This window comes from Frigoribacterium sp. PvP054 (assembly GCF_040547465.1).
Classification (GTDB): domain Bacteria; phylum Actinomycetota; class Actinomycetes; order Actinomycetales; family Microbacteriaceae; genus Frigoribacterium.
The window spans coordinates 338,971-362,592 of sequence record NZ_JBEPPU010000002.1; the positions used below are offsets into that span (position 1 = coordinate 338,971).

Genomic DNA, 23,622 nt, shown 5'->3' on the forward strand with positions numbered 1-23,622 from the left:
CGACCCGTGGACAGCACCTCGACCAGCACCCCGCCCGACGTCGCCTCGCTCAGCTACGAGCAGGCCCGCGACGAGCTGGTCTCCGTCGTGTCCGAGCTCGAGCAGGGCGCGTCGACCCTCGAACGATCGCTCGCGCTGTGGGAACGCGGCGAGGCCCTCGCCCGCCGCTGTGAAGAGTGGCTGATGGGCGCGCGCGAACGGCTCGAGGCGGCACGCCGTCAGGTGCCGGCCGAATGACCACCCCCTCCGAACCCTCCGACGGCGGTCCCCGCGGGGCGCGACGCCCCCGCGAACCCCGGGTCGTCGCCGAACTCGGGCGGCCCGAGACACTCGAAGAGACCGCGGCCCGCAAGGCCGAGAACACCCGCAAGCACTACGCCAACCAGACCGCGATCAACCTGACCCTGTCGATCGTCGCCTCCCTCGGCATCGTGCTCTTCCTCGTGCTCGTCGTCGTCCGCCCCAACGGCACCGTGAACCGCCGAGAGATCGACTACGTCCAGGTGGCGTCGCAGGCCCAGGCGAGCGTCGACGTCCCCCTCGCCGCGCCTCCCCTGCCCGACGGGTGGACGTCCAACGCCGCCGAGGTGCGGTCGTCGACCCGAGACGACGTGCCCACCTGGTACGTCGGGCTCATCACCCCCGACCAGCAGTTCATCGGGCTCGAGCAGGGCATCGACGCCAATCCGACCTGGGTCAGCCTGCAGGTCCAGAACGCGGCGGCGACGTCGACCCGATCCATCGCCGGTCTCACCTGGGACGTCTACGACCGACGCGACGCCGACGACCCGGGCAACTACGCCTATGCCCTGACCACCACCGTCGACCGCAGCTCGTACGTGCTCTACGGCACGGCCGACGACTCCGAGTTCGACGTCCTGGCCACCTCCCTGGCCGCCCAGATCGCCAGTCAAGAAAGCGAGTGACGTGACCCGACACGACTCGGCCGCCGACTCCACGGCCCCCACGCCCACCTCGACCGATCCCTCCCCGCGCACCGACGACTCGGCACCGGGCGTCGCCTGGGACCGGATGGTCGAGGGGAACCACCGCTTCGTCGACGGGGCACCTCGCCACCCGCACCAAGACAGTGATCGCCGGTCGTCCCTCGCCGCCGGACAAGAACCCGTGGCCGCCCTGTTCGGGTGCGCCGACTCGCGCCTCGCCGCCGAGATCATCTTCGACGTCGGCCTGGGCGACCTCTTCGTCGTCCGCAACGCCGGGCAGGTCGTCGGCGACACGGTCATCGCCTCGCTCGAGTACGCCGTCTCGGTGCTGCACGTCCCGCTGATCGTGGTGCTCGGCCACGACAGCTGCGGTGCGGTCGCGACCGCGATCGACTCCATCGGCTCGGACGCGGCCCCCGGGTCGGCCTTCCTCGGCGGATTGATCGACATGATCATGCCCTCGGTCGAGCGCGCCCAGCACGATCTCGAGGGCGGTTCCGACCTCGACCCCCGAGCCGTAGGGCGGCTGCACATCGAGGCCTCGGTGCGCACGCTCGTCGACAGGTCCACCCTGATCTCGTCCGCCGTCGAGGACGGTAGGTTGGCCGTGGTCGGCGCGAACTACGACCTCGCCAACGGGCGGGTCGACCGTTCGGTGCTCGTCGGCCGACTCTGAACCGAGTCGGGGCGCACGCTCCGACGCCCCGCGCCCCCGTCGGGCGCAGCAGCCCGGCAGGGCCCGAGGAAAGGACCACGACGTCGTGACCACATCCGAGACCGACTACCGCATCGAGCACGACACCATGGGCGAGGTGCGGGTGCCCGCATCGGCCCTCTACCGTGCCCAGACGCAGCGTGCCGTCGAGAACTTCCCGATCAGCGGGGCCGGGCTCGAGCCGGCCCAGATCGTCGCCCTGGCCCGCGTCAAACGGGCGGCGGCCCTCGTCAACGGCGAGATGGGCATCATCGAGCAGCCCGTCGCCGAGGCGATCGTCGCGGCCGCGGACCAGATCATCGGCGGCAGCCACCACGACCAGTTCCCGGTCGACGTCTACCAGACCGGCAGCGGCACGTCGTCCAACATGAACATGAACGAGGTGCTCGCCACCCTCGCGGGCACGGTCGACGGCGTCGCGGTCCACCCCAACGACCACGTCAACGCGTCGCAGTCGTCCAACGACGTGTTCCCGACGTCCGTCCACGTCGCCGTCACCGGGGCCCTGCTGCACGACCTCGTGCCGGCCCTCGACCACCTGGCCGTCGCCCTCGAGGCCAAGGCCTCCGCCTGGTCGGACGTCGTCAAGGCCGGCCGGACGCACCTGATGGACGCCACACCCGTCACCCTCGGCCAGGAGTTCGGCGGCTACGCGCGTCAGATCCGCCTCGCCATCGAGCGGGTGCAGAGCGCACTGCCGCGCGTCGCCGAGGTCCCCCTGGGCGGGACGGCCACCGGCACCGGCATCAACACGCCGCTCGGTTTCCCCCAGAGGGTCATCGCCGCCCTGGCCGCCGACAGCGGTCTGCCGGTCACCGAGGCGCTCGACCACTTCGAGGCCCAGGGAGCGCGCGACGGACTCGTCGAGGCCTCCGGTGCCCTGCGGGTGCTCGCCGTGAGCCTGACCAAGATCAACAACGACATCCGGTGGATGGGCTCCGGCCCCAACACCGGCCTGGGCGAACTGCACATCCCCGACCTGCAGCCCGGGTCGTCGATCATGCCGGGCAAGGTCAACCCGGTCATCCCCGAAGCCGTGCTGATGGTCTCGGCCCGCGTCATCGGCAACGACGCGACCATCGCCTGGGCCGGTGCCTCCGGTGCCTTCGAACTCAACGTCGCGATCCCCGTGATGGGAACGGCCTTGCTCGAGTCGATCCGCCTGCTCTCGAACGCCACGCGCGCCCTGGCCGACAAGACCGTCGACGGGCTCGAGGCCAACGTCGAGCACGCCCGTGCCCTGGCCGAGTCCTCGCCGTCGATCGTCACGCCCCTCAACCGTGTCATCGGCTACGAGGCCGCGGCGAAGGTCGCGAAGCACGCGGTCGCCCAGAAGCTGACCGTCCGCGAAGCCGTCGTCGACCTCGGGTTCGTCGAGCGGGGCGAGGTCACCGACGAGCAGCTCGACACGGCGCTCGACGTGCTCAGCATGACCCACCCGGGCTGAGCCCACCCGGGCTGAGCCCACCTGACCGGCCCACGCCGGGGCCGAGCGCACCTCCGGCACTCCATCGAGGACGCGATCACCCAGCGGTCGGGGAGGCGCGCTCCGTCGCTGACGGTCGCGCGCCTCCCGCGGGTGCCTCGGTGACAGGGAGGACGCGTTCCGTCGACGCCGCTCTCGCGTCTCGTCTGTGCCTCGGCGACATCGCTCCGCTGCCACGTCGCCGCCATCTCGACGTCAGATCGTCGATGCCGCCGTGCCCCACCTCGACGTCGGCCCTGCGCCGTGTCGTCACGTGCCCGGCGTCAGAACGTCGACGAGACGTCGACCAGGGCGGCCAGCACCGGACGACCGACGACGATCGCCCAGAACGCCCCGAGCAGGCAGGGCCCGAACGGCACATCGGCGACGAGACGGGCCGGACGGGCTCGTCGCCTGGTGTGCCGCGAGCTGGCGTCCGTCCTCCGCATCGCGGCCAGCGCGAGGGCCGAAGCACCGGCAAGGCCCCACAGGCTGAGCAATGCCATGCTGCCCCAGGAGGAGACGAGGCCGCTCAGCAGGGCGCCGAGCTTGACGTCGCCCATCCCCACCCCGCCGGCGAGCGCGACCACGAGCCCCGCCACGGCCGTGGCGATCACGCACCCGAAGCTCGTCGTCGCGGCGACGACACCGCCCTGGACGACGAACACGACGAGCGACGCGACCCACGCCACCGCGACGACGCCCACGAGGGCGTTCGGAAGACGTCGTCGCTCGACGTCGATCCGGACCAGGGCCGGCGTCACGGTGGCGACACCGAGGCACCCGACGAGTGTCGCCACCGCCGGATGCGGAACCAGGGCGACGTCGGCGTGGACCGAGGTCACGCCACCCGGGGTCGCCGTCGACGCGGCGACGGCCGACGCCGTCAGCACCGCGATCGTCAGGGCGTCGCGAGCCTGCTCCCGCTCCGTCACGGGGCTGACTCGTCGAGGCGCCTCGCGTGCGTCCCGCACCGTCCTGTGGGCGGGTGGCTGCATCCCCGCCCCGGGCACCTCGTCCGCCGCCGCGCCTGTGCCGAACGCCTCGTCCGCCGGCTCGCTCGAGACGGTCACGGGGCCTCGGGCGTCCGTACCGCCCACTCGCCCGACTCACGGCCCCCGCCCACCGACGACGCACCTCCGACGGCCGTCGACACGGCTCGGGTGGACGTCGACCCGGCGGGTCTGGCCAGGTGCCACGGACGTCGTCCTCGTGCACGCCGGACGCCGGGGTGCTCCACCCGGCCGCGGAACACGAGCGCGCGCCTCCGGGGGCGTCTCGCCTCGTCGAGTACCGCCCGGACGGCGGCGACGAGGAGCGGTCGGTGATCGCGCACCATCTCGTAGCTCGCGCGGAGGGCCGTTCGCCCCCGGACGGTGATGGCGAGGTCCTTCAGCCGGTCGGCGTCGAACGTGTCACCGTGCCAGCTGCGACCGTCCAGTTCGAGTGCGACGACGCCGTCGACGACGAGGTCGATGCGACGGCGGTCCCCCGGGCCGACCCGCACCTGGCTGTCGACGTGATGCCGCAGGCGGACGAAGGTCGTCCGGACGACGCTCTCGATGAAGCTCTCACAGCGAGGGTCCGCCCAGTCGACGACGCCCCGGACGTCAGAAGGCGCCCGAGCGAAGGCGGCGTGCAGACCGGGCAGCGAGAACTGCCCCGTCGTGAGGGCCCAGTCCAAGAGGGCGACTGCCTCCTCGAAGGGCGCCGCCGTGACGGCGTCGACCAGCGCGGTCTGCAGCGGCACGGCCCAGGCCGACCTCCGGGCATCCTCCGCAGCGTGCTCGTCGCCGTCATCGGGTTGCGGGGCCTGCCCGGATGACGGACGCGGCGGCACGAGCCCGTCGGCACGCCAGACGACGGTCGCCCCTCGCCGAGGCCTCAGCCGCGACGCCGTCGGGGCCACGACGACGGTGACGGGCGGCACCGCCCACAGCCAGGCCCCCAGCAGCGCCAGGAGCGCCGCACCGGTCAACCTCCCGCCGATGCGCACTGCCTCGTATCGGGCGTCGCCCGGGGGGAAGGTCGAGTACCAACCCCGCCGAGGACGGTGCACGTGACCGGACCGCACGGCGGCGGTCAGCATCCGGTCGGTGGCCCCGAGGGCGACCAGGTCGCGCTTGTGGAGGACTCCGCCTGCCTGTCCGACGTGGGTGGCGATCTGCTGCATGGCGGCACGATGCCCCGACCCGCGCCTCCCCCGGGGCCCCCGTCATCGCATCGTGGAGAACCGCGACTGACCGCGGCCTGAGGACGAGTCGCGACGCCTGCGGCCCATGGCGGGCCCGCAGGTCACCGATCGCCGCCCACGGCCCGTCCTCGTCGCATAGGAGGGAATTCGTCGTCACCGCGGCGCCCTGTCGTCCGCGGTGCCGCGGCAGCCGAACCTGCGGACACATCCGGAGTTCGATCGACTCCGGAGGCTCGCTGAGCACGGATGACGTCGATCCCCTGACGAGCCGACGGATCGCACGTCGGGGCTCTCAAGCGTCGTGCCGTCGGCCCTCGGTCGGCGATCGGCGGCGGCCTGTGCCGGTGCCGGTGCCGTGCGCTGGACGCCCGGTGAGCCGACCCTGGAACGCCACCCGAGGCGCGAGCTCGCCCCGGCGCCGAGAACTCCCGACATCAGCAGTCCGCAGGACGGCTGGACGCTACGAGCACGCCGATCTCCGGAGTCGCCCACGACCCAGGGGTCGGCGACGTGGGTCCGGGCATCGCGCGAGCAGACGGACATCTCTGCGCGGACCAGTGCGAGAACTCAGGAAATCGGCATTTCGCTGGGGCGATGAACGCGACAAGCACGCCGACCTCCGGAGTTGCCGACAACTCGGGGGACGGCGACGCCGGTCAGGGCACCGCGCGAGCAGACGGATGCTTGCGCGAGGGCCAGAACCGAGAACTCAGGAAATCAGCAGTCCGGAGGGCCTATGAACGCGACGAGCACGCCGATCTCCGGAGTTGCCGACAGTCGAGGTGCAGCGACGCGGGTCGAGGGGCCCATGCGTCCGGGCTGGAGGCCCCGCCAGGGGCCGCGGACGCAGAACGGAGGCCGGGGGTCACGCACCAGAGGGACGGACGCCGGAGGCGCGGCTCACGCAACGTGCGCGCCTCACGCCAGCAGGTGGCGCGGCTCACGTGACCCGCGCGCCTCCCGTCGGCCGGAGGCGCGGCTCACGCGACGCGCGCGCCTCCCGCCAGCAGGTGGCGCGGCTCACGCAACGTGCGCGCCTCACGCCAGCAGGTGGCGCGGCTCACGTGACCCGCGCGCCTCCCGTCGGCCGGAGGCGCGGCTTACGCAACCCGCGCGCCTCGGGACGCCGGGGGCGCGGGTCGGGTGACCCCGCGCCTCCGTCCGGGCCGGTCAGGCCAGTTCGTTCGACTCGAGCATCTCGGTGACCAGTGCCGCGATGGCCGATCGCTCGGAGCGGGTCAACGTGACGTGACCGAAGAGCGGGTGGCCCTTCAGCGTCTCGATGACGGAGGCGACCCCGTCGTGGCGTCCGACGCGGAGGTTGTCGCGCTGGGCCACGTCGTGGGTCAGCACCACGCGGGAGTTCTGGCCAATGCGGCTGAGCACGGTCAGCAGGACGTTGCGCTCGAGCGACTGGGCCTCGTCGACGATGACGAAGGCGTCGTGCAGCGATCGACCGCGGATGTGCGTCAACGGCAGCACCTCGAGGATGCCCCGCTCGACGACCTCGTCGAGGACGTTCTGGGACACGATCGCCCCCAGGGTGTCGAAGACGGCCTGCGCCCAGGGGTTCATCTTCTCGCCGGCGTCACCCGGCAGGAACCCGAGGTCTTGACCGCCGACGGCGTAGAGCGGACGGAACACCATGATCTTCTTGTGCTGCTGCTTCTCGAGCACCGCCTCGAGCCCCGCGCAGAGTGCCAGGGCCGACTTGCCGGTGCCCGCGCTGCCGCCGAGCGACACGATGCCGACCTCGTGGTCGAGCAGCAGGTCGATGGCCAGGCGTTGCTCGGCCGAGCGGCCGTGCAGGCCGAACACGTCGCGGTCGCCGCGGACGAGACGTGCCTCGCCCCGCGCGACGACGCGTGCGAGTGCCGAGCCGCGCTCGGAGTGCACGACGACGCCCGTGTTCACGGGCACGTCGCCGAGAGCCCGGCTCGACAGCCTCTCGGACTCGTAGAACGAGGCCATCTGCTCGCTCGAGACGTCGATCGAGGTCTGACCGGTGTACCCGCTGTCGACGGCCTGCTCGGCCCGGTACTCTTCGGCGGCCAGGCCGATCGAGGCGGCCTTGACCCGCAGGGGCAGGTCTTTCGAGACCACGGTGACCGCGAGGCCGTCGGCCGCGAGGTTCGACGCGACCGCGAGGATGCGCGAGTCGGCGTCGTTGAGCTGGAGGCCGGAGGGCAGCACGGACATGTTCGAGTGGTTCAGCTCGACGCGCAGCGAGCCCCCGTCGCCGACGGCCACCGGGAAGTCGAGTCGGTCGTGCTTCACCCTGAGATCGTCGAGCAGACGGAGGGCCTGGCGGGCGAAGTACCCGAGCTCGGGGTCGTGACGTTTGCCCTCGAGCTCGCTGACGACCACGACGGGCAGCACGACGTCGTGTTCGGCGAACCGGAAGAGCGCCTGCGGGTCGGACAACAGCACCGAGGTGTCGAGCACGTAGGTGCGCTGGGTGACCGCCTGCTCACCCCCCGTGGCTGCTGCGGTGTTGCGTGCGGTTGAGGTGATGTTCGACGCGGTCACGACCACTCCGTCCTCGGGCGGCTGGGCACCCGGGTACCTTCGGCAGAGACGGCCGCGGAGCAGTTGCGAGGCGAACTTTCGTGGCCGGCTCGATCGGGCGCCTTGCCCGATGTGACGAACCTACGACGCCCCTCCGACATCCGCACCACCGGCGCGGCCGTGTCGTGTGACGATCAGGTGAACGACCCTCAGGTGGTCGTCGAAGGTCGAGCCGGCACCGGACACCGCCGCACCGAACCGCTCCGCCACGGCCACACCGCCACGGCGGCACCGCCACGGCGGAGCGTCAGTAGAAGACGCTCGTCCCGAACGAGGTGAACGCCCCTCGCAGCATCTCGAACGACTCGTCTCCGGTCGAGACGTGGACGCTCAGCCGCACGGTCGTGTCGCGCACGGTCGCGGTGACGCCGTGGTTGATGAGGGCGGCCGTCAAGGTCGTCATCTGGTCGAGCGCGGGTTCGAGCACGACGATCCCGGCGCGTTCGGACACGTCACGGGGTGAGACGACCGGCACCGCGAACTCGTCGGCGAGGTCGATGACGCGGGTCGCCCGCTCGGCGACCGCTCGTGAGACGGCGGCGACGCCGACCTCGGCGAGGTCCTCGAGTGCGGTGGCGAAGCGGGCCTGGGCGATGGGGTCGGGGTTGGTCACCTGGAAGGCGGCGGCGCCGGGCCGCGTCGGCTGACGGTCGTGGTACCACCCACCGAGGACGAGGTCGCTGCCCGCGACGCCGCTGAAGACGGGCGTCAGGGCCGACAGGGCCCGGTCGCTCAGCGCCAGGAACCCCGTGCCCCACCCCGCGCGGACCCACTTCTGGCCGCCCGAGGCGACGACGTCGGCCACGGCGTAGGGCGCGTCAACCACGCCGAACCCCTGGATCGCGTCCACGATCAGCAGTCGGTCGCCGATGACCTGGCGGATGCCCTCGAGGTCGACGAGGTAGCCCGTCCGGTAGTCGACGAGGCTGACGGCCACGGCCGTGACCGAGTCGGTCAGGTGCTGCTGCACCACGGCGGGCGTGACGACGTCGTGGTCGAGGTCCATCCACACGGGCTCGAGCACGCGGAGGGCCTCCGCCGAGCGGGTCGCGGCGACCGGCATGCTCGGATAGTCGCGGGGCGACATCAGCACCTGTCCGGTCAGGCCGAAGAACGCGTGCGTCAGCCCCTCGCTCGTGTTGGGCTGGAAGACCACGTGGTCGGGTGCGAACCCGACGAGCGACGAGATCGCGCGGCTCACCCGCCCCGACTGCTCGGTGAGGGCGATCTCGGAGCCGAACCGCGCCCTGGCCTGGACCTCGACCAGCGAGCGCTGCTCGTCGGCGACGGCGGTCGAGATCGGGCCCCACTTCGCGAAGTCGAAGTATCCGGGTTCGTCGGAGTACCCCGAGGCGAGGTCGTCGATGGTCTTCACGGTGTTCTCCTAGGCGGCGGTGACTGCACCCACCGTAGTGCCGTCCGTGGGTCGGCGACCCGCGCCTCCTGGTCTCGGGCGGTCGGTGGCTCCGGAGGACGGCACGCCTCGACCCCGTCAGGAGGCGCGGGTGCGGCCGGACTCCGGAGTCGCCGACCCAGCACGGTCACCCCGACGGACGAGTTGGCACGACGGACGCGACGGGCACGACGCGCTCGGGCGAGCGACCATCCGGACCACCCGGGCCGCCCGGGTCGCCCGCGTCGACGTCAGCTGCCGTAGCGGCGGTGCCGCAGCGCGAAGTCGCGCACCGCGCGGAGGAAGTCGACCTCGCGGAGGTCGGGGTAGAAGGCCTCGACGAAGTAGAACTCGCTGTGGGCGCTCTGCCACAGCATGAAGTCGCTCAACCGCTGTTCGCCCGACGTGCGGATGACCAGGTCGGGGTCGGGCTGGCCGCCGGTGTAGAGGTGGTCGGCGATGAGTTCGGGGGTGAGCACGTCGGCCAGCGCGTCGAGGGTGCCCCCCGCGGCGTCGTGGGCCCGCACGATGCTGCGCATGGCGTCGGCGATCTCGCGGCGTCCGCCGTAGCCGACCGCGAGGTTGACGTGCAGCCCGCCCTTGTCGGCCGTCCGGGCCTGCGCCTCGCGCAAGGCCGAGCAGAGCGCCGGGGGCAGGTCGTCGGTCGCGCCGACGTGCTGCACGCGCCAGTCCCGCTGGTGCGAGAGCTCGTCGGCGACGTCGCCGATGATGCCGAAGAGCTCGGTCAGCTCGTCGGACTGCCGGTTGCCCAGGTTGTCGGCCGAGAGCAGGTAGAGCGTCACGACCTTGATGCCGAGGTCGTCGCACCAGGTGAGGAACTCGCTGATCTTCGCCGCGCCGGCCCGATGCCCGTGCGCGGCCGTCTCGAGCATGCGCTGCTTGGCCCAGCGGCGGTTGCCGTCGACGATCATCGCGACGTGGTGCGGCAGCTCCTGACCGTCGAGGCTGCGGCGGATGCGGTTCTGGTACAGGCCGTACAGGACTCCCCTGGCGAGCGGGGAGGGACGGCGCTTTTTCACAGGGCTACGGTAGCCCACGGTCGGCCCTCCACCGAGCCCTCGATTCTCAGCCAGCCCCCTCGGCCGCTCCCCTAGGCTCGGCCCCATGAGCAGCCCCGCCGACGGCGATCGCACGACCCTCGGGGCCGACGAGCCCGAGATCCCGAACCTCCCGCTGCTCGACGACGCCCTCGCCTACGCCTCGATCGAGCGCAAGCCGACGTGGCGCGGCTGGATCCACGCGGCCACGTTCCCGGTGGCGATCGCGACGGGCGTGGTGCTCGTCGTGCTCGCCCAGGGCACGGCGGCGACCTGGGCCTGTGCCGTGTTCATGGCGACGTCGCTGCTGCTCTTCGGCATCTCGGCGACCTACCACCGCTTCCCGTGGAGCCCGGACGCCAAGCGCTTCCTCAAGAGGCTCGACCACGCCAACATCTTCCTGCTGATCGCCGGCACCTACACGCCGATCGCGGTCATCGCGTTGCCGCCCTCGAAGGGCGTGACCCTGCTCGTGCTGGTCTGGACGGGCGCCGTGCTGGGCATCCTGTTCCGGGTGTTCTTCCTCAACGCGCCGCGGTGGCTGTACGTGCCGCTGTACGTCCTGCTGGGCGTGGGCGCGCTGGGCTTCGTCGTCGACCTGCTGCAGGCGAACGTCGCGATGATGGTGCTCGTGCTCGTCGGCGGCGCGCTGTACATCGCCGGGGCCGTGTTCTACGGCATCAAGAAGCCGAACCCCGTCCCCGGGCACTTCGGGTTCCACGAGTTGTTCCACACGATGACCGTGCTCGCGTACCTCTGCCACTGGACGGGCATCCTGCTCGTCGCCCTCGACCCGCCGACCTTCTAGGCCGAGGCCACCCGAGTCCAGGAGGCGCGGGTCGCCACCCCGGCACCGGTCACCCCGGTCACGAGTCGCGCTCGCGCCTCCTGCGGTCGGCGTCGTCGTCGAGGTCGCCGTCGCCGCGACGGGCGCGACGGTCGGCGTCGCCGGGCAGTTCTTCGTCGTCGAGTGCCGCGGCGGCGAGGGCCGCCTCGTCACGCTCGGCCTGGATGCGCTCGCGCACCTCTCCGCGGTACCGGGTGCGGCGGACGCGACGGGTCATGTCGACGACGATCAGCACGGTGGCGACGGCCACGAAGGCGATGGCCACGAAGCCCCACACGCCCGGCGTGACGGCGTCGTCGGGGATGGTCGACGGCGGCAGGGTCGGGTCGGGCGTCTGGGGCTGGGCCAGCAGGCGCGTCGTGACCGTCAGGACCGAGTCGGTCAGGGCGCTCATCGTTGCACGCCCACGAGACCGGTCTCGGGGTCGACGACCCCGGCGAACAGGTCGTCCTCGGGCAGCTCGGACTCGACCGTCGACTCGACCAGCTGGAAGTCCTCGGTGGGCCAGGCGGCGACCTGCAACTCGTGCGGCCAGAAGAAGAACGCGCTGTCGAGCGGCACCTGGCTGGCGTGGGCCCGCAGGGCCGCGTCACGCACGGGGAAGAAGTCGGACACCGGCACGCGGGTCGTGGCGAGGTCGGGACGGTCGCTGAACCGGGCCAGCATCTCGGTCAGGGACTCGATCAACGGCGACTCGGCGTCCCTCTCGCGCAGGTGCGTGATCATGGCGCCGATGCGGCCGGCGCTGAACATGCGGTCGTAGTAGACCTTCTCGATCTGCCAGGCGTCACCCGTGGCCGGGTAGCGCGCGGGGTCGGAGGCGTCGCGGTAGGCGGCCATCGAGATCTCGTGGGTGCGGATGTGGTCGGGGTGCGGGTACCCGCCGTTCTCGTCGTACGTGACCAACACCTGGGGCTTGAAGCGACGGATGATGGCGACGAGCGGCTCGGCGCTGATCTCGAGCGGGATGGTCGCGAACGAGTTGACCGCGACCGACTCACCCTCGGCGGGCAGTCCGGAGTCGGCGTACCCGAGCCAGAGGTGGTCGATGCCCATGGCCGCCTTCGCCGCCGCCATCTCGTGCACCCGGAGGCCGGCGATGTCGCGTTCGGCGTGGTGGCGGGCCTCGAGCTGTTCGTTGAGGATCGACCCCTGCTCGCCACCCGTGCAGCTGACGACGAGCACGTCGACGCCGAGGCTGCGGTAGTAGGCGTAGGTCGCCGAGCCCTTGCTGGACTCGTCGTCGGGGTGGGCGTGGACCGCCAGCAGGCGCAGGGTCAATTCTTCCTCGCAATGTGTGCCGGGCAGACGTTGCTACCCTGAGGACAGCTTAATCGGACGGAGATCCGCGTGACGTCCACGCCCCGTGTCACCCCACCCGCTGCGCGCCTCGACGCCCGGTACGGGCGTTCCCCGCGCGGGCGGCGTCGGCGCCTGGTGGTCGGCCTCTCGGTCGCCGTGGCCTTCGCGGCGGTGTTCGCGGCCTGGGTCGTCTTCGCCGCGTTCGACGGCACCTCGTCGCAGCTCGAGTCGGCGGACGTCGGCTACCAGGTGACCTCCGACCGCGCCGTCGAGGTGCAGTACACCGTGACCGCCGACACGGGTCGGGCCGTCGACTGCGCCGTCGAGGCCCAGAACAGCGGCTTCGCCGTCGTCGGGTGGAAGATCGTCCACCTGCCCGCCTCCGAGCGGCGGTCGGTGACCTACACGACCTCGCTCGCCACGTCCGAGCGGGCGGTCACGGGCTTGATCTACCGGTGCTGGCTTCCCTAGACTGCTCGGAATCGCACGACGAGACCGGCCACTCGGCCGGTCTCCTTTTTTCGGTGGGCGACCTCGCCCCGGCTCCCGGCACCGCGCCTCCTCGGCTCGACCCGCCCGTCCGGGTACGACCGCCGCACGAAACGGAGACACCATGAGCACTGACAACGAGACCACCTGGCTCACCACCGACGCCCGCGACCGTCTTCGAGCCGAGCTCGACACCCTCAGTGGCGAGGGTCGTCGAGAGATCGCGTCGCGCATCGAGGCCGCACGCGAAGAGGGCGACCTGAAGGAGAACGGCGGCTACCACGCCGCCAAGGACGAGCAGGGCAAGATGGAGGCTCGCATCCGCACGCTGACCAACCTGCTGAAGCACGCGACCGTCGGCGACTCCACGGCCGCCGACGGCATCGTCGGGCCCGGCACCGTGGTCACGGCGACCATCGCCGGCGACGAGAGCACGTTCCTGCTCGGCAACCGCGAGATCATCGCCGCCGGCAGCGACCTCTCGGTCTACAGCGAGACCAGCCCGCTCGGGCAGGCCATCAACGGGCTGAAGGTCGGCACCACGACCAGCTACACCGCCCCGAACGGCAAGGACATCTCGGTCACGGTCACCAAGGTCGAGACCTACCAGCCGTAGGTCGCACGACGGAGGCCCCTGCTCGACTCGAGCAGGGGCCTCCGCCGTCCCGCGGGCCGTACCCGGCGACGGGCCGCCGACCTCGTTCCACGCCGCGTGGTGACGAGTGGCCCTGGCACGCTCGCGCCGGGCCCGCCCGGCAACTCAGGAGAACGACGCTGCGGCCGGCCTCACGACGTCCGGAGCACGCCGTTCGCCTGAGTTGCCGACGTAGCCGACGTCGGCATGCATCGCAGGGGGCGCCAGCAGCCGGAGGCGCGGGCAGCGTCAGGAGGCGCGGACTCGGCCACGAGGCGCAGCAGCGTCACGAGGCGCAGCAGCGTCACGAGGCGCAGCAGCGTCACGAGGCGCAGCAGCGTCAGGAGGCGCGGGCAGCGTCAGGAGGCGCGGGCCGGGTCACGCAGACGCGACTCAGAAGTCGACGTTGGGTTCGTACCCGGCGTCGCGCAGTCGTTGCAGCACTTCGTCGACGTGGTCGGGACCGCGGGTCTCGACGCTGAGCTCGAGTTCGACCTCGCTGATCTGCAGCCCTCGGCCGTGGCGGGTGTGCAGCACCTCGACCACGTTGGCGTTGGCGTCGGACAGCACCTCGCTCACCCGGGTCAGCTGACCCGGACGGTCGGGCATGCCGATGCGCAGCTTGACGTACCGGGCGGCGGCGGCGAGGCCTCGGCCGATGACGCGCTCCATCATCAACGGGTCGATGTTGCCGCCGCTCAGGATCACCACGGTGGTGCCGAGGTCTCGCACCTGTTCGGTGAGGATGGCGGCGATGCCCACCGCTCCGGCCGCCTCGACGACGAGCTTCGCGCGCTCGAGCAGCACGAGCATCGCCCGCGCGGTGTCGTCGTCGCTGACCGTCACGATCTCGTCGACCGTCTCGCGGATGATCTCGAAGTTCAGCACGCCGGGCCTCGCGACGGCGATGCCGTCGGCGATCGTCGGCTGCGCGTCGATGTCGGTGCGGACGCCGAGCTTCATCGAGACGGCGTACGGGGCCGCGTTGGCCGCCTGCACGCCGATGATGCGGACGTCACGGCCGGTGAGCGCGGCACTCTGTTTCAGGGCGCTGGCCACGCCGGCCGCGAGCCCGCCTCCGCCGACGGGAACGATGACCGTGTCGACGTCGGGGACCTGCTCGAGGATCTCGAGACCCAGCGTGCCCTGGCCGGCGACGACGTCGGCGTGGTCGAACGGCGGGATGAACACCGCGCCGGTGGTGTCGGCGAACTCTTGCGCCGCCCGGAGGGACTGTTCGACCGCGTGGCCGTGCAGCACGACGTCGGCACCGTAGTGCCGGGTCGCCTGCAGCTTCGGGAGGGCGACGCCGACGGGCATGAAGATCGTCGCCTTGATGCCGAGTTCGCGGGCGGCGAGGGCGACTCCCTGGGCGTGGTTGCCCGCCGAGGCGGCCACGACCCCGCGAGCCTTCTCGTCGTCGGACAACTGCGTCAGGCGGTTGTAGGCGCCACGGATCTTGTACGACCCGGTTCGTTGCAGGTTCTCGCACTTGAGGTGGACTCGTGAGCCGAGCACGTCGGCGAGGTACTGCGAGGTCTCCATCGGGGTGACGCGCACGACTTGCGAGACGCGTTCACGCGCCTCCTCGATCTCGGTGAGGGTGGGTCCTGCCAGGGTGCGGTCAGACATCGGTGAGGCCTCCGGCTCGGGTGACGTCGTCCTCGACGGGCCGGGGCGTCTCGCGCCAGCTGCCCCTCGCGACGTAGGTGATCATGACGTTCAGCACGGCCACGAACGGCACCGCGAAGAGGGCTCCGGGGATGCCGGCGACCAGGGTGCCGGCCGCGACGGCGAAGACGACGGCCAGCGGGTGCACCTTCACGGCGCTGCCCATGACGAACGGCTGCAACAGGTGACCTTCGATCTGCTGCACGACGACGACCACGGCCAGCATGCCCAGGGCGACGACCCAGCCGTTGTAGACGAGCGCGATGACGACCGCGACCGCACCCGTCGCCACGGCACCGACGACGGGGACGAACGAACCCAGGAACACCGCGATCGCGATCGGGACGACGAGCGGCAGGCCGAGGAAGAAGGCGCCGAGCCCGATGCCGACGGCGTCGACGAACGCGACGAAGACCTGGACCTTCACGAAGTTCGTCAGGGTGAGCCACCCGGCACGCCCGGCACCGTCGACGGCGGGACGCGACGCGCGGGGGAACAGCCGCACCACCCAGCGCCAGATCTCGGCCCCCCCGACCAGCACGAAGATGGTCGCGAACAGGGCGAGCACGAGCCCGGCGCCGACGTGACCCGCGGTGGACCCCACCGACAGGGCGCCCCTCACCAGGGGCTGACTGTCTTGCTGGACGGCGGCCACCGCGTCGGACAGGTAGCCGTTGATCTGCCCTTCCGTCAGGTGCAACGGCGAGGTGAGCAGGAAGTCCTCGAACTCGCCGTACGAGGCGACCGACCGGTCTCGCAACGACGGCCACCCGTCGACGATCTGGAGCACCACGAGCACGACCAGGCCGGAGACGACGACGAGGAACCCGACCAGGACGGTCACGATCGCGAGCCCCTTGGGCCACCGGTGGCGCTGCAGCCAGGCGGACAGCGGCACGAGCAGGGCCGAGACGAGCAGCGCGACCAGGAACGGGATGACGATGACGCGCAACTGGGTGACCAGCCAGACGAGCACGCCGACCACGGCCACGATCAGCAGGATGCGCCACGACCAGGCACCGGCGACGACCATGCCCCGGGGCACCGACGGGTCGGCGACGGGGCCGGGCGGGCGCCCGCCCGCCGCGTCGCCCCGCGTCTCGTCGCCGCTCGAAGGGCGGTTCCGCCAGATCATCGCGTCAGTTTATGGCCCTCGGAGCCGCCCCACCTACCCGTCCACATGCCGCTGAGGGCATGCAGCCCCCGGGGACGAGACGACGACCAGGAGGCGCGGCCCCGTCGGTGGCCGTCGGTACAGTCGTCCGCGTGCCCCGTCAGCAGCTCTCCCCCGCCCAGGCCCGTCGTGTCGCCCTCGCGGCGCAGGGGTTCGGTCGTCCCGTCGACGCCGGGGTGCGCCCGGGCACCCGCCAGCTGAACTCCCTCGTCGATCGACTGGGGTTGCTGCAGATCGACTCGGTGAACGTGTTCGAACGCAGCCACTACCTGCCGGCCTTGGCGCGTCTCGGTTCGTACGACCGGGCGACCCTCGACCGCCTGACCTTCGCTCCCCGCGGCCGGTACGTCGAGTACTGGGCGCACGAGGCGGCGATCGTGCCGGTCGCGACCTGGCCCTTGTTCCGCTTCAGGATGCGCGACCACGACGCGAAGTGGCGGGGTGACGCCTCGTCGTGGTTGTCGACGAGTCCCCGCATGGAGCGCTGGCTGCTCGACGAGATCCGCGACAAGGGCCCCCTTCCGGCCAGCCTCGTCGAGGCAGACGCCGCGGTGTTCCCCCGGCCCGACCGCACCGGCCCGTGGTGGGGCTGGGGTGACGTGAAGCGCGGCCTCGAGTCGCTGTTCCGCACGGGTGCCCTGGTGAGCGCGGGGCGGCGACGGTTCGAGCGGGTCTACGCCCTGCCCGAGCAGGTGCTCGCCGACGAGGTGTTGGCCGTCGACGTCGACCGCCACGAATCCCACCGGCGACTCGTGGCCCACGCCGCCCGCGCCTCCGGGGTCGCCACGACGTCCGATCTCGCCGACTACTTCCGTCTCAAGACGGCCGACGTCGTGCCCGCGCTCCGCGAGCTGCACGACGAGGGCGTGGTCGAGCCCGTCGTCGTCCCCGGCTGGGGCTCGACGGCGTGGCTGCACCGTGACGCGCGCGTGCCCCGGCGGCTCGAGTCCGACGCCGTGCTGTCGCCGTTCGACCCGGTCGTGTGGCACCGACCACGAGCCAAGAGGCTCTTCGGGTTCCACTACCGCATCGAGATCTACACGCCCCGCGAGAGACGCGTCCACGGCTACTACGTGCTGCCCGTCCTGCAGGGTGACCAGCTCGTCGGGCGCGTCGACCTCAAGAGCGACCGGCAGGCGGGCGTCCTCCGGGTCCGGTCCGCCTGGCGTGAGCGCGACCTCGCGGTCGACGTCGACCTGCTCGCGACCACCCTCCGCCGTGCCGCAGCGTGGCAGGGGCTCACCTCGATCGAGGTCGAGGAGCGCGGCGACCTGGCCGACGCCCTCCGACCGGCCGCCTCCGGTCCCGTCGAGGGCGACGGTTCCGACTAGAACGTCCCGGCGTTCCGTCGCAGCCGTTCGATGCGGTCGTTCAGCGGCGGGTGGGTGCTGAAGAGGCGGTCCATCACGCCGGGCCTCATCGGGTCGCTGATCCAGAGGTGCGACATCGACGTGTTCTGCTGGCGCATGGGCCGACCGGCCGCCCCGAGCTTCTCGAGGGCTCGCGCGAGACCCTCGGGGTACCGCGTCGTGAGGGCGCCGGTGGCGTCGGCCAGGTACTCGCGCTGGCGTGAGACGGCGGCTTGGACGCCTGCCGCCGCGAGGGGGGCGATGATCATGGCCACGAGGCCGAGCACGAGGAACACCGGGTTGCCCCCTCCGCCACCGCCGGCGTTCGAGTTGCGGTTGCCGCCGGTCAGGGAGGTGAAGAACGACATGCGCAACAGCACGTCGGCGAGGAACCCGACGGCGACCACGAGGCCGAAGACCATGGTCGAGACGCGGATGTCGTAGTTCTTGACGTGACCGAGCTCGTGGGCCATCACACCCTGCAGCTCGGCGTCGTCCATGATCTCGAGCAAGCCCGTCGTGGCCGCCACGACGGCGTGTTCGGGGTCACGCCCCGTGGCGAACGCGTTGGGGGCGGGATCGACCACCACGTACACCTTCGGCATCGGCATGCCCATGGTGATGCTGAGGTTCTCGACCGTCCGGTACAGGCGCGGGGCGGTCGTGCCGTCCACCTGCTGGGCGTTGCTCATCGACAGGGCCTGGCCGCTCGCGGCGAAGTACTGGACGAGCGCGTACACGGCCGCGCCCCCGAGGACGAGGAACCCGATCGATCCGTTGTCCCAGATCGCGCTCGCGGCGAAGCCGAGGGCCCCCACGATCACGAGGAAGATCAGGACGATGAGGACGGTGTTGCGTTTGTTGCGTGAGATCGCTGAGTACATGGTCTCGACGAGGTCCTGCGAGGACCGGTCAGAACTGGACGCGGGGCGGTTCGGCGATGGCCGAGGGTTCGGAGACCTCGAAGAAGTCGCGCTCGGTGAACCCGAGCCTCTTGGCGAAGAGCGAGTTGGGGAAGACCCTGTTCTTCGTGTTGAACTCTCGCACCCCGCCGTTGTAGAAGCGGCGGGCAGCCTGGATCTTGTCCTCGGTGTCGACCAGCTCGGACTGCAGCTGCAAGAAGTTCTGGCTCGCCTGCAGCTGCGGGTACGCCTCGGCGACGGCGAAGATGCTCTTCAACGCCGTCTGCATGTGCCCCTCGGCAGCCGACGCCTCGGCGGGGGTGCCGGCACCGATCGTCTCGGCGCGGGCCGCGGTCACGTTCTGGAACACCGACGACTCGTGAGACGCGTAGCCCTTGACGGCCTCGATGATGTTGGGGATGAGGTCGGCGCGGCGTTTGAGCTGGACCGTGATGTCGCTCCAGGCCTCGTCGACGCGCACCTTGAGCGTCACCAACGAGTTGTAGGTGGCCCAGAGGTAGATGCCGATGATGACCGCGAGCAGGACGATGATGCCTGCTGCTACCAGGATGCCGATCGTGGCCGGTTGCATGACGTGTCACTCCTAGGGTGTGGACCGGTGGCGACGAGGCGCCCGATGGTCGCCCGCCACCTGGTTCGGGTGGTCGGGGGTCCGAGGGACACTATAAATGCGCCGCATGGGGGGTCCCTGTCGTCCGGGACTTCTCCGAGCGAACTCACGACGAGGCCGCGTCACGGCACCTCCTCCCCGCGACCGATTGACTTGTACCCCGTGACCGTGCTGAATGGGTGACAGTGTTCGAGTCACCGACCCCGCCATCGATGCGTCCGCCGGCCCCCGTCGTCGGACGCTCCGTGCGTGCGCCCCGCCGGGGGCGACGTGCCCTGTCGACGATCGCCGCCGTCCTGCTCGGCCTCTCGATGACCCTGTCGGCGGGCGCGGTCGCCCGGGCGGCGAGCGACCCCTCGGGCTCGCCGACGCCCGAGCCGTCGCTCGGCCAGCCCGGGCCGCAGCCGGTCGCCCCGACGATCCGCGACGTCGGCGACCAGGACGTCAACGACGTCGTGGTCGGTGGCACGGGCACGCCCGGCGCCACCCTGCGGGTGCTCGACCCGCGCGTCCCCAGCCGTGCCTTGTGCGAGGTCGCCGTGCCCGCCGACGCCACGAGTCCCGCCGCGTGGTCGTGCCCGGTGACGCTCGAGAACGGCGCCGACCAGACCCTCACGGTCCGCGACGTCACCCACGCCACCGTGGTCGGCGACGGGGTGAGCGCCCCGTTCTCGGTGCTCGGTCCCCCGACCGTCCGGGGCGGGCCCGCCCTGGGCGGCAAGGTCGGCGGAGCCGCCCACCCCGGTGCCCGGGTCACGATCGAAGGAGGCGCGACACCGGTCTCGGCGTCGGCCGACGGAACAGGCGCCTGGTCGGTGGTGCTCCCCGCCTCGACCTGGCCCACCGGGCGCTACACGCTGCGGGCGACGCAGAGCTCTGCGTCCGTGCCGGCGGTCCCGCACTCGGCGTCCTCGGCCGACGCCACCGTCACGATCGACCGTGACGCCCCGGCCGCACCCGTCGTCGTCACCCCGCGCGACGGCGACCGCGTCACGACCCAGCCCCTCGTCGTCGCCGGGACGGGAGAAGACGGAGCCACGGTCACCGCGTACGTCGACAGCACCCCCGTCTGTCAGGCGTCGGTGGTCGGCGGTTCGTGGCGGTGCACGTCGTCCGACCCCGCCCTGCCCGAGGGCACGCACCTCGTGCAGGCCGCCCAGATCGACGCGGCGGTCAACGTGGGGCCGCCCAGCGCGGGTGTCTCGGTCACCGTGGCGTCCTCGGCGTCGTCACCCGCGCCTCCCGGTCCGTCGGCCTCCCCGGCGCCGCCGACCGGGCCGGGGGCGACGGCGGGTCCGGGTGTGCCGTCGGACCCGGGGGCCGGGTCGACCGTGGCGCCCGTTCCAGGGGACGGCGACGCCGACGCGCCGGGTGGCGGCAGCCCGGGCGGGGGCGACTCAGGGCAGGCCGACACCCCGGCCGGGGCGGGATCGTGGGCCGCGGCGACGACGTTCGGCCGTGATCTGCCGACCGTCGGGCAGGCCACGGCCGGCACCGGCTGGTTGCTCGCCGTCGGGCTCGCCGTGGCGTTCGTCCTCCTCGTCGTGGGGCCCGCACGACTGCTCGCGACCGCCCTGCGAGGTCGGCTCCCGAGTCGCGGCCCGCGCCTCACGGGCCGGAACAGGCGCCTGGAGCCGCCCACCTCGTTCTCGACCGGGCAGGTCGACCCCCGCCTGACCGCCGCGCTCACCGTCGCCGCCGGCGCGGCCGTCGTGGGACTCGCCGCAGGCCTCGACGGCGAGGTCCGCTCGGCACGCCTCCTCGCCGGCATCCTCGTCGGGGTCGCCCTGGTCAACGTCCTCGCCGTCGTGCTGCCGACCCTCGTGACGTCCCGGCTGCTGGGGCGCGTGCCTCGCGTGCGGATCTCGCCACACCTCCTCCTCGTCGCCGTGGTCGCGTGCGCCGTCACCCGGGTGCTCGGCCTCGACCCGCCCCTCGTGCTCGGGGTGGTGCTCGTCGGTGGCCTCGTGGCGTCGCCGACGTCGCGCCACGGTCGGGCCGCCGAGCCCGACGCTCGCGAGGACGGGCTGTCGGCCCTCGTGCAGGTCGGAGCCCTGGTGGTCCTGTCGGCCGTGGCCTGGGCGGTCCACGGAGCCCTGCCGGGCAGCGGCGGATTCGCGACCGAGCTGGGCCTCGAGATCAGCGCGACCGTGTGCCTGACCGGACTGGGTTCGCTCGTCCTCGCCCTGGTCCCGCTGGGGACGCTGCCGGGCCGACACCTCTGGGACTGGTCCTGGCCCGTGCACGTGGGCGTGACGGTGGTCGGCGTGGGCACGGCGGCAGCGGTGCTGGCGGGCGCTCCCTCGTCGTCCTTCCCGGTGGGCGGGGCGGTCGTGGCCGCCGTCGTGCTCGCCGGCCTCTGCCTCGCGGTCTGGCTCTGGACGACCTTCGTCGAGGACGATGCGGCGGGCGCCTGACGCCCGTCAGCTGATCGTGGCGCGGCAGACGGGTGCCGCGGCCGTCGGCGACTCCGGAGATCGACGCACCCCGCCCGAGATCCGCCACACGAGCGCGTCGGATTCCGGAATTGCCGACGTCCACGGGCGGTGGGTGGGGCGGCGACCCCGCCCCTCACGTCGCGTCGCGTCGGAGGGCGTGCCCCCGCAGGGACTCGAACCCTGACTGAAGCGATTTTAAGTCGCCTGCCTCTGCCGATTGGGCTACGGGGGCCCGGAACGACCAGCCTACGAGACACGGACGCCCGCCCGCTGCAGGGCAGCGAACGGGCGTCGTCGTGACGTTCGACCGTCGGTCGGCGAGGACCTACTGGACGGCAGGCTTCTGGGCCGGCGCCTTGCGGGCGGGCTTCGAGGCGGCGTCGCCCCCCTCAGCCGTGCCCTTCTTCGCCGTGCCGTCGTCCTCGACCGGGTTAGCGTACGCGGGCCCGGCCTCGCCGGCCGGCTGACCCGCGCCGGCGTCCACGGCCGCGGCCGGAGCCCCGGCCGGCGTCTCGACGGCCGGCTTCGGCCGCGAGGCGAATTCCTCGAACGCCGCACGAGGGCGCTCGCGGTTGTCGAGCGAGACGATGTCGCGTCCCAGCCAGAAGTTGTTCCACCAACCGCCGACGACGCGGAACTTCCGCTCGAACGACGGCATGGCCATGCCGTGGTAGCCGCGGTGGGCCGCCCAGGCCGGGAAGCCCTTCATGGCGAACTTGCCGCTCTGGAAGACACCGACGTTCAGGCCCAGACCGGCGACGGCGCCGAGGTTCTCGTGCTTGTAGTCCACGAGCCCCTCGCCGCGGAGCGATGCGACGATGTTCTTGGCGAGGCGCTTGCCCATGCGGACGGCGTGCTGGGCGTTCGGCACGCAGAAGCCGCCGACGCCCTTGCCGGTGAGGTCGGGAGTGGCCGCGACGTCGCCGCAAGCCCAGGCGTCGGGGACGACGGTCTCGCCGTCGACGATGCGCAGGTCGGCCTTCACGGTGATGCGTCCACGCTGCTCGAGGGGGAAGTCGGTGCCCCGGACCATCGGGTTGGCCATGACCCCGGCCGTCCAGACGATGAGGTCGGACTCGAACGATTCTCCGGTCGAAAGTTCGATCTTGCCGCCCACCGCCGACTGCAGCTGCGTGTCGAGGTGCACGGTGGCGGCACGTTCGGCGAGGTTCTTGAGCACCCAGTGGCTGGTCTCGAGCGAGACCTCGGGCATGATGCGGCCCATCGCCTCGACGAGGTGGAAGTGCGTGTCGTCGATGGTGAGGTCGGGGTAGTTCTTCAGCAGGTCGCTGGCGAAGCTGCGGAGCTCGGCGAACACCTCGATGCCGGCGAAGCCGCCGCCCACGACGACGACGGTCAGCAGGCGGTCCCGCTCGGGACCGGCGGGCAGGTTGGCGGCCTTCTGGAAGTTCGTGAGGACCTTGTCACGGATCGCCGCGGCCTCTTCGATGGTCTTGAGGCCGATGGCCTCGTCGGCCACGCCCGGGATCGGGAACGTGCGCGACACGGCGCCGGCCGTCATGACGATCTGGTCGTACTCCATCGTCCACGGGTCACCCACCTCGGGGGTGATGGTGGCGGTCCTCGAGGCGTGGTCCACGCCCGTGACCTTGGCCGTGACCACGTTCGTCTTCTTGAGGTGACGACGGAGGGCCACGACGGCGTGACGCGGCTCGATCGACCCGGCCGCCACCTCGGGCAGGAAGGGCTGGTACGTCATGTAGGGCAGCGGGTCGACGATCGTGACCTCGGCCTCGCCCGCGCGCAGCCACTTCTCGAGCTTCCAGGCGGTGTAGAAACCGGCGTAGCCGCCGCCGACGATCAGGATTTTGGGCACGGCGAATG

At 71.8% G+C, this 23,622-nt stretch carries 22 protein-coding genes and 1 tRNA gene; 9 read left to right on the forward strand and 14 right to left on the reverse strand.

Annotation, left to right across the window (positions count from 1 at the left end):
- Window positions 1-6 precede the first annotated feature (6 nt).
- From ABID81_RS04375 to ABID81_RS04390, 4 genes are all read left to right on the forward strand, one after another.
- Complete coding sequence (locus tag ABID81_RS04375; protein ID WP_354593593.1) at window positions 7-237, forward strand: exodeoxyribonuclease VII small subunit; 231 nt, start codon at window positions 7-9, stop codon at window positions 235-237.
- Entirely contained in the window at window positions 234-926 is a 693-nt protein-coding gene (locus tag ABID81_RS04380; protein ID WP_354593594.1) for a DUF4245 domain-containing protein, read from the forward strand. The genes ABID81_RS04375 and ABID81_RS04380 overlap by 4 nt, the downstream gene beginning before the upstream one ends.
- Before the next feature lies 1 nt (window position 927).
- Complete coding sequence (locus ABID81_RS04385; protein WP_488628079.1) at window positions 928-1,623, forward strand: carbonic anhydrase; 696 nt, start codon at window positions 928-930, stop codon at window positions 1,621-1,623.
- Between the two features lie 85 nt (window positions 1,624-1,708).
- A complete protein-coding gene (locus ABID81_RS04390; RefSeq protein ID WP_354593595.1) occupies window positions 1,709-3,109 on the forward strand; it encodes a class II fumarate hydratase in 1,401 nt (466 codons plus the stop codon).
- Between the two features lie 302 nt (window positions 3,110-3,411).
- On the opposite strand, the gene ABID81_RS04395 is transcribed toward ABID81_RS04390, so the two are convergent.
- The 5 genes from ABID81_RS04395 to ABID81_RS04415 form a co-directional block, all read right to left on the reverse strand.
- On the reverse strand, window positions 3,412-4,200 hold the full coding sequence (locus tag ABID81_RS04395; RefSeq protein ID WP_354593596.1) for a prepilin peptidase: 789 nt from the start codon (window positions 4,198-4,200) through the stop codon (window positions 3,412-3,414).
- Window positions 4,197-5,300 carry a putative endonuclease domain-containing protein gene (locus ABID81_RS04400; RefSeq protein WP_354593597.1) on the reverse strand — a complete coding sequence of 368 codons (1,104 nt, stop codon included), beginning with the start codon at window positions 5,298-5,300 and terminating at the stop codon, window positions 4,197-4,199. The genes ABID81_RS04395 and ABID81_RS04400 overlap by 4 nt, the downstream gene beginning before the upstream one ends.
- A gap of 1,191 nt (window positions 5,301-6,491) precedes the next feature.
- Complete coding sequence (phoH2, locus tag ABID81_RS04405; protein WP_354593824.1) at window positions 6,492-7,835, reverse strand: RNA 5'-3' helicase PhoH2; 1,344 nt, start codon at window positions 7,833-7,835, stop codon at window positions 6,492-6,494.
- 301 nt (window positions 7,836-8,136) lie between these two features.
- A complete protein-coding gene (locus ABID81_RS04410; protein WP_354593598.1) occupies window positions 8,137-9,264 on the reverse strand; it encodes an aminotransferase class V-fold PLP-dependent enzyme in 1,128 nt (375 codons plus the stop codon).
- Between the two features lie 269 nt (window positions 9,265-9,533).
- Window positions 9,534-10,322 (reverse strand): isoprenyl transferase, encoded by a 789-nt coding sequence (locus ABID81_RS04415; protein ID WP_354593599.1) that lies wholly within the window; start codon window positions 10,320-10,322, stop codon window positions 9,534-9,536.
- Between the two features lie 85 nt (window positions 10,323-10,407).
- Here ABID81_RS04415 and trhA point away from each other — a divergent pair, with 85 nt between their 5' ends.
- Window positions 10,408-11,148: a PAQR family membrane homeostasis protein TrhA gene (trhA, locus tag ABID81_RS04420; RefSeq protein WP_354593600.1), complete on the forward strand. Its 741-nt coding sequence runs from the start codon at window positions 10,408-10,410 to the stop codon at window positions 11,146-11,148.
- 58 nt (window positions 11,149-11,206) lie between these two features.
- On the opposite strand, the gene ABID81_RS04425 is transcribed toward trhA, so the two are convergent.
- Together ABID81_RS04425 and mca are read right to left on the reverse strand one after the other, a co-directional pair.
- A complete protein-coding gene (locus ABID81_RS04425; protein ID WP_354593601.1) occupies window positions 11,207-11,581 on the reverse strand; it encodes a hypothetical protein in 375 nt (124 codons plus the stop codon).
- Window positions 11,578-12,468 carry a mycothiol conjugate amidase Mca gene (gene mca / locus ABID81_RS04430; RefSeq protein WP_354593602.1) on the reverse strand — a complete coding sequence of 297 codons (891 nt, stop codon included), beginning with the start codon at window positions 12,466-12,468 and terminating at the stop codon, window positions 11,578-11,580. The genes ABID81_RS04425 and mca overlap by 4 nt, the downstream gene beginning before the upstream one ends.
- 69 nt (window positions 12,469-12,537) lie before the next feature.
- Between mca and ABID81_RS04435 the strand changes: the two genes are divergently transcribed.
- The gene (locus ABID81_RS04435; RefSeq protein WP_354593603.1) at window positions 12,538-12,960 is read left to right on the forward strand and encodes a DUF4307 domain-containing protein; all 423 of its coding nucleotides are present in this window, start codon (window positions 12,538-12,540) and stop codon (window positions 12,958-12,960) included.
- Between the two features lie 142 nt (window positions 12,961-13,102).
- The gene (gene greA / locus ABID81_RS04440) at window positions 13,103-13,594 is read left to right on the forward strand and encodes a transcription elongation factor GreA (RefSeq protein ID WP_354593604.1); all 492 of its coding nucleotides are present in this window, start codon (window positions 13,103-13,105) and stop codon (window positions 13,592-13,594) included.
- Between the two features lie 170 nt (window positions 13,595-13,764).
- Here greA and ABID81_RS04445 read toward each other — a convergent pair whose 3' ends face one another.
- The 3 genes from ABID81_RS04445 to ABID81_RS04455 all read right to left on the reverse strand — a co-directional run bounded on the left by ABID81_RS04445 (window position 13,765) and on the right by ABID81_RS04455 (window position 16,418).
- The gene (locus tag ABID81_RS04445; protein WP_354593605.1) at window positions 13,765-13,938 is read right to left on the reverse strand and encodes a hypothetical protein; all 174 of its coding nucleotides are present in this window, start codon (window positions 13,936-13,938) and stop codon (window positions 13,765-13,767) included.
- Window positions 13,939-14,005: 67 nt separating this feature from the next.
- Complete coding sequence (gene ilvA, locus ABID81_RS04450; protein ID WP_354593606.1) at window positions 14,006-15,244, reverse strand: threonine ammonia-lyase; 1,239 nt, start codon at window positions 15,242-15,244, stop codon at window positions 14,006-14,008.
- Entirely contained in the window at window positions 15,237-16,418 is a 1,182-nt protein-coding gene (locus tag ABID81_RS04455; RefSeq protein WP_354593607.1) for an AI-2E family transporter, read from the reverse strand. Before ABID81_RS04455 ends, ilvA begins: the two co-directional genes overlap by 8 nt.
- 131 nt (window positions 16,419-16,549) lie before the next feature.
- Between ABID81_RS04455 and ABID81_RS04460 the strand changes: the two genes are divergently transcribed.
- Window positions 16,550-17,788 carry a winged helix-turn-helix domain-containing protein gene (locus ABID81_RS04460; protein WP_354593608.1) on the forward strand — a complete coding sequence of 413 codons (1,239 nt, stop codon included), beginning with the start codon at window positions 16,550-16,552 and terminating at the stop codon, window positions 17,786-17,788.
- Here ABID81_RS04460 and ABID81_RS04465 read toward each other — a convergent pair.
- Both ABID81_RS04465 and ABID81_RS04470 read right to left on the reverse strand, forming a co-directional pair.
- Complete coding sequence (locus ABID81_RS04465) at window positions 17,785-18,690, reverse strand: M48 family metalloprotease (protein ID WP_354593609.1); 906 nt, start codon at window positions 18,688-18,690, stop codon at window positions 17,785-17,787. The two genes, ABID81_RS04460 and ABID81_RS04465, sit on opposite strands and share 4 nt — an antisense overlap.
- A 28-nt stretch (window positions 18,691-18,718) precedes the next feature.
- Window positions 18,719-19,300, reverse strand: coding sequence for a LemA family protein (locus ABID81_RS04470; protein WP_354593610.1), 582 nt, complete (start codon window positions 19,298-19,300; stop codon window positions 18,719-18,721).
- Between the two features lie 284 nt (window positions 19,301-19,584).
- On the opposite strand from ABID81_RS04470, the gene ABID81_RS04475 reads away from it, so the two are divergent.
- The gene (locus ABID81_RS04475) at window positions 19,585-21,756 is read left to right on the forward strand and encodes an Ig-like domain-containing protein (RefSeq protein WP_354593611.1); all 2,172 of its coding nucleotides are present in this window, start codon (window positions 19,585-19,587) and stop codon (window positions 21,754-21,756) included.
- A 179-nt stretch (window positions 21,757-21,935) separates the two neighbouring features.
- On the opposite strand, the gene ABID81_RS04480 is transcribed toward ABID81_RS04475, so the two are convergent.
- A tRNA-Leu gene (locus tag ABID81_RS04480) sits at window positions 21,936-22,009 on the reverse strand.
- A 93-nt stretch (window positions 22,010-22,102) separates the two neighbouring features.
- Complete coding sequence (locus ABID81_RS04485) at window positions 22,103-23,614, reverse strand: NAD(P)/FAD-dependent oxidoreductase (RefSeq protein ID WP_354593612.1); 1,512 nt, start codon at window positions 23,612-23,614, stop codon at window positions 22,103-22,105.
- Between the last annotated feature and the right edge of the window lie 8 nt (window positions 23,615-23,622).

Excerpts from the sequence above, each read along its gene's own strand:
- ABID81_RS04380 (WP_354593594.1), top strand. The coding sequence starts at position 234 with ATGACCACCCCCTCCGAACCCTCCGACGGCGGTCCCCGCGGGGCGCGA.
- ABID81_RS04400 (WP_354593597.1), bottom strand. The coding sequence starts at position 5,300 with ATGCAGCAGATCGCCACCCACGTCGGACAGGCAGGCGGAGTCCTCCAC.
- trhA (WP_354593600.1), top strand. The coding sequence starts at position 10,408 with ATGAGCAGCCCCGCCGACGGCGATCGCACGACCCTCGGGGCCGACGAG.
- ABID81_RS04425 (WP_354593601.1), bottom strand. The coding sequence starts at position 11,581 with ATGAGCGCCCTGACCGACTCGGTCCTGACGGTCACGACGCGCCTGCTG.
- greA (WP_354593604.1), top strand. The coding sequence starts at position 13,103 with ATGAGCACTGACAACGAGACCACCTGGCTCACCACCGACGCCCGCGAC.
- ilvA (WP_354593606.1), bottom strand. The coding sequence starts at position 15,244 with ATGTCTGACCGCACCCTGGCAGGACCCACCCTCACCGAGATCGAGGAG.
- ABID81_RS04455 (WP_354593607.1), bottom strand. The coding sequence starts at position 16,418 with ATGATCTGGCGGAACCGCCCTTCGAGCGGCGACGAGACGCGGGGCGAC.
- ABID81_RS04465 (WP_354593609.1), bottom strand. The coding sequence starts at position 18,690 with ATGTACTCAGCGATCTCACGCAACAAACGCAACACCGTCCTCATCGTC.
- ABID81_RS04470 (WP_354593610.1), bottom strand. The coding sequence starts at position 19,300 with ATGCAACCGGCCACGATCGGCATCCTGGTAGCAGCAGGCATCATCGTC.